Origin of the sequence: Nocardia alni (assembly GCF_019038435.1) — a bacterium.
Lineage (GTDB): Bacteria > Actinomycetota > Actinomycetes > Mycobacteriales > Mycobacteriaceae > Nocardia > Nocardia alni.
In genome coordinates this window covers 1-5,572 of sequence record NZ_JAGPOX010000258.1, presented here as the reverse complement: position 1 = coordinate 5,572, position 5,572 = coordinate 1, and the positions used below count along the sequence as shown (strand labels likewise).

Genomic DNA, 5,572 nt, shown 5'->3' with positions numbered 1-5,572 from the left:
GGCCCGGGATGAGCTGGAACGGACCCGGCGGGCAGGGCGGTCCAGGCGGGCAGGGCGGTACCGGCGGCAACTCCCTCGGTCCCGGCGGGCCGGGCGGATCGGCCGCGCCGCTGCACGGCCAGTTCGTGGCCTCCGACGGCAACGGCGGCTACACCACCGAGCTGACCCAGACCGGCACCGTTACCGCGGTCTCCGCCGGTTCGATCACCGCCAAGAGCGCGGACAACTACACGCACACCTACACCATCGGCTCGAATACCCAGGAGAGCTCCGGCGTGAAGGTAGGCGACACGGTCAGCATCCGGGCTACCGACACGAACGGCACATCCACAGCTACCGAAATCACCGAGGGCGCCATGAGCTCGCCCAACGGCATGGCACGCCGCGGCCGAATGGGCGGAATGGGCATGAACGGGCCGGGCAGTATGGCCGGTGACCCCAACCAGACATCCAGCGGCCAAGGACAATTCGGCCCCGGCGGCGCAATGCCCGGCATGGGCACACCGCCGAGCCAGCCGGGAGTCGCCGGTACGAACTAGCCCGCCCACGCGGCGGACACGTGGTCCGCGACCGCACGCAGCGCACCCGGCATCGTCCCGGCGTGTTCCTGGCCGGAATTCACCGCTACCCGACCGATCAACCCTTCTGTGGATTCCGGCTCACGAGCACATCGGGTCAGCTGATTCCCTGGGCGCGAACCTGTTCCGCAGTCGGCGGATCGGCGCCGATTCGCTCGCAATCGAGCGCGGCGACGAGTATCGCCTCGTCGAGCAACTCCTCGAGGTCCGACTTGCCCAACGCCCGCAACGCCGTTCGCCGATCAGCGCCGAGCAGGTCACGGCGGTGCAGGCCCGCGAGCAGCCCGGAGGCGAAGGCATCGCCCGCGCCGACGGTGTCCACCACCTCGATGCGCCTGCCGGGGCGGCGAATCGGCGTGGGGTCCTCCGCGGTGGCGGCCAACGCGCCGTCGGGGCCGAGGGTGACCACGACGATCGCCGGGCCGCACGCGACCCAGTCGGTGAGTACCTCCTCGACCGGACGCCCCGGATACAACCAGGCCAGATCGTCGGAGCTGACCTTCAGCACGTCGGTCAGCGGCAGCATCTCACGGACCCGGGCCAGGGCCTGGTCGTGAATCATCAACTGCGGCCGCATATTCGGGTCGTAGGAGATGGTCGAGGCCGGGCGCGCCCGCCGCACCAGCCGCTGTAGCGTGTCCGCACCGGGCTGCTGCGTCATCGCCAGCGATCCGGTGTGCAGCGCGACCACATCGCCGTCCAGGGCGTGCGCCAGGTCGGTGTCGGTCCACTGCCAGTCCGCGGTGCCGTCGATGCGGAAGTCGTAGCGCGCCACCCCGTTCGCGTCCAGATCGAGGATCGCCAGCGAGGTCGGCTCGCTGCCCCGCACCACATGATCGAGCCGGATGGCATTGTCCAGGAGAAACTTCCGCACCCGGTCCCCGAGCGTTCCGGTGCCGGTCCGCGCGAGCATCCGGACCGGGACCTCCAAGCGCCCGAGCCCGACGGCCACATTGGTCGGACTGCCGCCGGGCATCGCGGCGAATTGTCCGGGCGCGCCGGTCGGCACCAGATCCACCAGGGCCTCACCCGCCACGGCTATGATGCGCTCGCCCTCCACTGCGGTGCCGTGCCCACTCACCACGGGGGTACCGTGCTGACCCGCCATGGCGCCGCCGCCCTCATCCACGACGGCCTCGCCGTCCTCACCCGCTGACACGGTGACTGTCCACCTCCTCACCGGCCATCGCGCCGGTCATGATCGCTACCGCGTCGGACATCGAGAACTCGTGCGGCTCGATCACCGCGACCCGACGACCCAGCCGCTGGATGTGCACCCGGTCGGCGATCTCGAAGACGTTCGGCATGTTGTGGCTGATCACGATCACTGCCAGGCCGCGGTCGCGAACCTGGCGGATCAGATCCAGGACCATGCCTGTCTCCTTGACCCCGAGCGCCGCGGTGGGCTCGTCCATGATTACCACATGCCGTGCGAAGGCCGCGCTGCGCGCCACCGCGACACCCTGGCGCTGGCCGCCCGAGAGCGTCTCGACCGGCTGCTTCATCGAGCGGATGCCGATCTTCAAATTCGCCATGTGCTCTTGTGACTCGCGGATCATCCGATCCTTGTCCAGTAGCCGGAACACCGAGCCGAGTACACCGTGCCGGCGTAATTCCCTGCCCAGGAACAGGTTGTCGGCGATATCGAGCGCGGGTGCGACCGCGAGATCCTGGTAGACGGTCTCGATCCCGGCACGGCGGGCATCGGTGGGCCGGCGGAACCGAACCCGCTTACCGTCTACCAGGATCTCCCCCTCATCCGGCGTCAGCGCGCCCGAAAGCGCCTTGATCAGAGTGGATTTCCCCGCGCCGTTGTCGCCGATCACCGCGACGATCTCGTTCGGGTACAGATCGAAATCCGCGCCGTCCAGGGCGGTGACGTGACCGTAGCGTTTCACCAGCCCCTTGGCCTGCAGGACAGGCGTTTTCGGCCTATCATCGCTCATCGCTGCTGCCTCCTGCGGTTGAACTGATCCACAGCGACCGCGGCGATCACCAGGATGCCGGTGATCAGGGTTTGATAGATGGCCTCGACACCCATGAGCTGCAACCCGTTTCGAATGATCCCGACGATCAGCGCGCCCAGCAGGGTGCCGATCACGCTGCCGCGCCCGCCGAACAGGCTCGTGCCGCCCAGCACCACGGCGGTGATGGAGTCCAGGTTGTCCGTCTGCCCGGCATTGGGATCGCCGACGCCGGTGCGCGCGACCAACAGCAGCGCGGCTAGGCCGTAGATCAGCCCGGCGATGGTGTAGACGCCGAGAAGCACTCGGCGCGTGTTGATTCCGCTGAGCCGCGCGGCCTCCGGATTGTTGCCGACGGCGTAGATGTGCCGACCCGCCGAGGTCTGCCGCAGCACGTACCAGGCGATGGCGAACAGCACCAGCATCGCCACCGAACCGTAGGTGATGTCCGTACTGCCCAGCGGGAACGTCTTGTCGAAGAAGGTGAGCATCGAGGGCAGCCCCGAGATCGTCTGCTCCCCCGAGTAGATATGCGTGAGCGCGAACGCCACACCGTAGGTGCCGAGGGTGACGATGAACGGCGGCAGCTTGACCATGCTCACCAGCGCGCCGTTCACCAGGCCGAACGCCGCGGTCAGCGCCAGACCGAGCACGATCGCCAGCAGCGGCGGAACTCCGTTGTCCACGGCCAGTTTCGTGATCGCGATATTGCCCAGCGCCATCACCGCACCGTTGGACAGGTCGATTCCGGCGGTGAGGATGATCAGCGTCTGGCCGATGGCCAGGGTGCCGACCTCCATCACCTGCTGCACGATCAGCGAGAAGTTGCCGCCGGTGAGAAACCGGTTGGACTCGGCGGAGAAGATGATCACGGCGATGACGATGGCCGCGATCGGGCCGAAGTTCGGCAGGCTCAGCACGCGCGAGATCAGCGAGGTTTTATCTTGCGGCGGTGCGGTTTCCGGTGTTTCGGTTGCGGTCATGCGGGTCCTTCGAGCGTCGATGGCGTCGGGATCAGCCCCAGCAGTTGGCCAAACCGTACTGCACATCCTGGGAGGACAGGCCCGCTTGGGGTGTGGCGGTGATGAGGTTGACGCCGGTGTCGGTGTAGCCGGAAGTCTTCTTGCTGTTCTTGGCGTAGTCGACGATCGCCTGCACACCCATCTGGGCCATCTTCAGCGGGTATTGCTGTGCGGTGGCGGCGATCTTGCCGTCCCGGACGCCCTGCACACCGGTGCAGCCGCCGTCGATGGAGACGATCAGCGCGTCGTTCTGCTTGCCCGCGGTCTTGAGCGCGGTGTAGGCGCCCAGCGCGGAGGGCTCATTGATCGTGTAGACGAGGTTGATGTCCGGATCCTTCTGCAGGCAGGTCTCCATCGCCGTCTGCGATTTCGCCTGATCGCCCTCGGCGGGCTGGGTGCACACCACGTCCGAGGCGCTGACCTCATCGGACATATCCTGTGTGGTCTGCGCCGCGCCGTACCCGTTCAGGAATCCGTTGTGCCGCAACACTCCGACGCTGGCGCCCGGCTCGAGATCGATCATCGCGATCTTCACCGGCTTGGCGCCCTCGACGGCCTTGGCGTACTTGCCGATCAGCTGCCCGGCGGTGAAGTTGTTGGTCGCGAACAACCCGTCCACCGCAGACTCCGGCTCGGTCGGGGTGTCCAGCGCGTACACCACAACGCCTTTCGCGCGGGCCTTCTGGATGGCGGGGACGATCGCCTTGGTGTCGCTGGCGGTGATCATGATGCCCTTGACGCCCTCGTCGACCATGTTCTCGATCGCCGTGACCTGACTGGCGTTGTCGCCGTCGAACTTGCCCGCGGCGGTGACGAGTTTGACGCCCGCCGCGCTGGCGGCCTTCTGCGCGCCCTGCTCCATCTTGACGAAATAGGGGTTGGTGTCGGTCTTGACGATCAGGCCGACCTGGATCTGCCCGGTGCCGGACCCCTTACCGCAGGCGGTGGCGGCGAGGGCGACGGTGGTGAGTGCGAAACAAAGTGCGGCGATTCGGGTGGCACGTGAAGACATCGATGTGCTCCTGCGGGACTGCGTTAGACAACGTTGTCAGTGACCATAGATCGTGACGCGGCTCACGTCTAGAGGCACTTACTCTCGAATCACCAACGATATCCATCCGATTTTTCCGATCTCGGACGTGCTAGAAAGAAGGCGATGTCAGCGTTGTCAGACTCCTCCGCCTCGAGCCCGTCGCGCCCTCGCACCGCCACCATGCGGGAGGTCGCGGCGCTCGCGGGCGTGAGCATCAAGACCGTGTCGCGGGTGGTGCGCGGGGAGGCCGGGGTATCCCCGGAGCTGGCCGCGCGCGTGACGGACGCCGCCGCCATGCTCGACTACCGGCACAATCTCGCGGCCAGCACGCTGCGCGGGCACGGGCAGAAGACCGCCGCGATCGGCTTGGTGCTGATGGATGTGGCGAACCCGTTCGCCTCGACGCTGCACCGCGCGGTGGAGGATTTCGCCCACGGCCGTGGAACTTTGGTGTTCGCGGTGTCCAGCGACGAGAATCCCGCTCGCCAGCGCGAGGTGCTCGACGCCCTGCTCACGCGCCGCGTCGACGGCCTGATCGTGATGCCGGTCGGCGCCGATCACGGCATGCTGATCCACGAGCGAAAGCGCGGCACCCCCGTGGTTTTCGTCGACCGCCTCCCCACCGCCGACGAAATCGACAGCGTCACAACGGACAACCGCGCCGGCGCCCGCCGCGCCGTGGAACACCTCGCCGCCCAGGGCCACCGCCGCATCGCGTATCTAGGTGACCTGCACAAGATCTGGACCGCCGAACAGCGCTACGCCGGCTACGTCGAGGGCCTGGCCCATTCCGGCACCCCTCTGGACCCCACCCTGATCTGCGCCGACCTACACTCCCCCGAAGCCGCCGAGGCAGCCACCCACGCCCTCCTGTCCCGCCCCGACCGCCCCACGGCCCTGTTCAGCGCCCAAAACCTGGTCACCGTAGGCGTCCTGCGCGCCATCCAACGCCACAACCTCCATCACCAAATAGCC

At 67.4% G+C, this 5,572-nt stretch carries 6 protein-coding genes; 2 read left to right on the top strand and 4 right to left on the bottom strand.

What is annotated here, in order from left to right:
- The coding region (locus JZ791_RS43290) for a hypothetical protein (RefSeq protein WP_216903661.1) at positions 1-539 on the top strand (539 nt) is incomplete at its 5' end.
- 136 nt (positions 540-675) lie between these two features.
- Here the strand turns inward: JZ791_RS43290 and JZ791_RS43285 are convergent.
- From JZ791_RS43285 to JZ791_RS43270, 4 genes are read right to left on the bottom strand one after another with little or no spacing between them, the layout of a single operon-like run.
- On the bottom strand, positions 676-1,737 hold the full coding sequence (locus tag JZ791_RS43285; protein WP_216903659.1) for a carbohydrate kinase family protein: 1,062 nt from the start codon (positions 1,735-1,737) through the stop codon (positions 676-678).
- A complete protein-coding gene (locus tag JZ791_RS43280; RefSeq protein ID WP_216903657.1) occupies positions 1,724-2,524 on the bottom strand; it encodes an ATP-binding cassette domain-containing protein in 801 nt (266 codons plus the stop codon). Before JZ791_RS43280 ends, JZ791_RS43285 begins: the two co-directional genes overlap by 14 nt.
- Positions 2,521-3,525 (bottom strand): ABC transporter permease, encoded by a 1,005-nt coding sequence (locus JZ791_RS43275; RefSeq protein WP_216903654.1) that lies wholly within the window; start codon positions 3,523-3,525, stop codon positions 2,521-2,523. The genes JZ791_RS43280 and JZ791_RS43275 overlap by 4 nt, the downstream gene beginning before the upstream one ends.
- 31 nt (positions 3,526-3,556) lie before the next feature.
- Positions 3,557-4,576 (bottom strand): substrate-binding domain-containing protein, encoded by a 1,020-nt coding sequence (locus JZ791_RS43270; RefSeq protein ID WP_216903652.1) that lies wholly within the window; start codon positions 4,574-4,576, stop codon positions 3,557-3,559.
- Positions 4,577-4,720: 144 nt separating this feature from the next.
- On the opposite strand from JZ791_RS43270, the gene JZ791_RS43265 reads away from it, so the two are divergent.
- Positions 4,721-5,572: LacI family DNA-binding transcriptional regulator (locus tag JZ791_RS43265; RefSeq protein ID WP_216903650.1), on the top strand; the 852-nt coding region annotated here is incomplete at its 3' end.

Bases quoted from the DNA above. Each gene is read 5' to 3' on its own strand.
- JZ791_RS43280 (WP_216903657.1), bottom strand. From the start codon at position 2,524: ATGAGCGATGATAGGCCGAAAACGCCTGTCCTGCAGGCCAAGGGGCTG.
- JZ791_RS43275 (WP_216903654.1), bottom strand. From the start codon at position 3,525: ATGACCGCAACCGAAACACCGGAAACCGCACCGCCGCAAGATAAAACC.
- JZ791_RS43270 (WP_216903652.1), bottom strand. From the start codon at position 4,576: ATGTCTTCACGTGCCACCCGAATCGCCGCACTTTGTTTCGCACTCACC.